Genomic DNA, 2,252 nt, shown 5'->3' on the forward strand with positions numbered 1-2,252 from the left:
CGAGCGTGACGGCGTGCCGGTGGTGGCCACCGCCTCGGTTCGGCCGGCGTGCTGCCGATCTCCTGGGCGTACATCGCATGATGGGCGCCGAGGGCCTGACCCAGGCCACCAAGACCGCGATCCTCTCCGCGAACTACATCGCCACCCGGCTGAACGAGCACTTCCCGATCCTGTTCACCGGCAACGGCAACCTGGTCGCCCACGAGTGCATCCTGGACCTGCGCGAAGTGACCGCCAAGACCGGGGTCACCGCCGAGGACGTGGCCAAGCGCCTGATCGACTTCGGCTTCCACGCCCCGACCCTGGCCTTCCCGGTGGCCGGCACCCTGATGGTGGAGCCCACCGAGTCCGAGGACCTGGCCGAGATCGAGCGCTTCATCGAGGCGATGATCACCATCCGCCAGGAAATGGAGGAGGTGCTGGCCGGGGTGTACGAGGTCGCCGAGTCGCCGCTGCGCCGTGCCCCGCACGCGGCCGCCGCGGTGATCACCAGCAACTGGGACCGCAAGTATCGGTCGAGCAGGCCGTGTTCCCGGTGCCGAGCCTGAAGCAGGACAAGTACTTCCCGCCGGTGGGCCGCATCGACGGCGCCGCCGGCGACCGCAACCTGATCTGCTCCTGCCCCGCCCCTGAAGCCTTCGAAGACTAGGACATGACTACCGTGACTGACATCAAGCACACCGTGCTGCACGCCAAGCACGAGCAGCTCGGCGCGAACTTCACCGACTTCGGCGGCTGGGACATGCCGCTGCGCTACGGTTCGGAACTGGCCGAGCACAAGGCGGTGCGCTCCACCGCCGGCCTGTTCGACCTCTCCCACATGGGCGAGGTGTGGGTCAGCGGCCCGCAGGCCGCCACCGCGCTGAACACCGCCCTGGCCGGGAACCTCGGGGTGGTGAAGCTGGGCAAGGCGAAGTACTCGCTGATCCTCAACGAGGCCGGCGGAATCCTCGATGACCTGATCGTATACCGCCTGGAGGAGGAGAAGTTCCTGGTCGTGCCGAACGCCGGCAACGCCGCACTGGTCGCCCGCGAACTGGCCGAACGCGCCAAGGGCTTTGACGCCACCGTCCAGGACGTCACCGCCGAAACCTCGTTGATCGCCGTGCAGGGCCCGAACGCGCAGGCCATCGTCAAGGCGCTGGCCGCCGACGAGGCCGGCGCAAGCGTCGTGGAGGAGATGAAGTACTATTCCGCCGCCCGTCTGGCCCTGGGCGGGGTGGACACCATCCTGGCCCGCACCGGGTACACCGGTGAGGACGGCTTCGAGCTGATCATCGCGAACGAGGACGCCGAAGGCCTGTGGGAGCAGATCGTGCAGATCGGCAAGGACCACGAGCTGGTGCCCTGCGGGCTGGCCGCCCGCGACTCGCTGCGCCTGGAGGCCGGCATGCCGCTGTATGGCAACGAGCTGTCCACCGAACGCAACCCGTTCGAGGCGAACCTGGGCCCGGTGGTCTCCTTCAAGAAGGAGGAGAACTTCATCGGCCGCCAGGCCCTGGAAGAGGTGCGCGCCAACGGCACCGCCCGCAAGCTGGTGGGCCTGAAGGGCCTGGGCAAGCGGGCCGGGCGCGCCGGCTACCCGATCCTGAAGGACGGGGAGGTCATCGGCGAGATCACTTCCGGCCTGCCCTCGCCAACCCTGGGCTACCCGGTGGCGCTGGGTTACGTGGATGTTGCGCACAGTGAAGTCGGCACGCAGCTCGAAGTGGAGCTGCGCGGTAAGACTTTGCCATTTGAAGTTGTCGAACTGCCGTTCTACACCCGCGCCAAGTAACGTTGATACCGACGGGCGTCGCACAGCGCCCATTGATTCCCTTCGGAGAGGAACCATCATGAGTAAAGTTCTTTCAAGCCTGCGCTACTCGGCCGAGCACGAGTGGATTGACGATTCCAGCCCGGCCAAGGTCGGCATCACCCAGGTCGCAGCCGATGCCCTGGGCGACGTGGTGTACGTGGACCTGCCGGAGGTCGGCGACGCCGTCACCGCCGGTGAGACCTGCGGCGAGGTCGAGTCGACCAAGTCGGTTTCCGACCTGTACTCCCCGGTCACCGGCACCATCGTCGAGGTCAACTCGGAGGCCGTGGACAACCCGGCCATCCTGAACGAGGACCCGTACGGCAACGGCTGGCTGTTCACCGTCGAGGTCAGCGAGGAAGGCCCGCTGCTCTCGGCCGCCGACTACGCCAGCGCCAACGGCGGGAGCGTCGAGTAAATGGGCAACACCACTTTCCAGTCGATGGCCCCCGCC

Annotated in this window: 2 protein-coding genes and 1 pseudogene; all 3 read left to right on the top strand. The window is 67.3% G+C overall.

Annotation, left to right across the window (positions count from 1 at the left end; translation table 11 throughout):
• Positions 1-649: pseudogene (locus tag JCM19049_RS12165) on the top strand (glycine dehydrogenase (aminomethyl-transferring)); the annotation flags it as partial.
• 3 nt (positions 650-652) lie between these two features.
• Positions 653-1,777, top strand: coding sequence for a glycine cleavage system aminomethyltransferase GcvT (gene gcvT / locus JCM19049_RS12170; protein ID WP_054821727.1), 1,125 nt, complete (start codon positions 653-655; stop codon positions 1,775-1,777).
• A gap of 58 nt (positions 1,778-1,835) precedes the next feature.
• Positions 1,836-2,216 (top strand): glycine cleavage system protein GcvH, encoded by a 381-nt coding sequence (gcvH, locus tag JCM19049_RS12175; protein ID WP_054821728.1) that lies wholly within the window; start codon positions 1,836-1,838, stop codon positions 2,214-2,216.
• Positions 2,217-2,252: the final 36 nt, after the last annotated feature.

It is taken from the genome of Arthrobacter sp. JCM 19049 (assembly GCF_001310435.1).

Bases quoted from the DNA above. Each gene is read 5' to 3' on its own strand.
- gcvH (WP_054821728.1), top strand. From the start codon at position 1,836: ATGAGTAAAGTTCTTTCAAGCCTGCGCTACTCGGCCGAGCACGAGTGG.
- gcvT (WP_054821727.1), top strand. From the start codon at position 653: ATGACTACCGTGACTGACATCAAGCACACCGTGCTGCACGCCAAGCAC.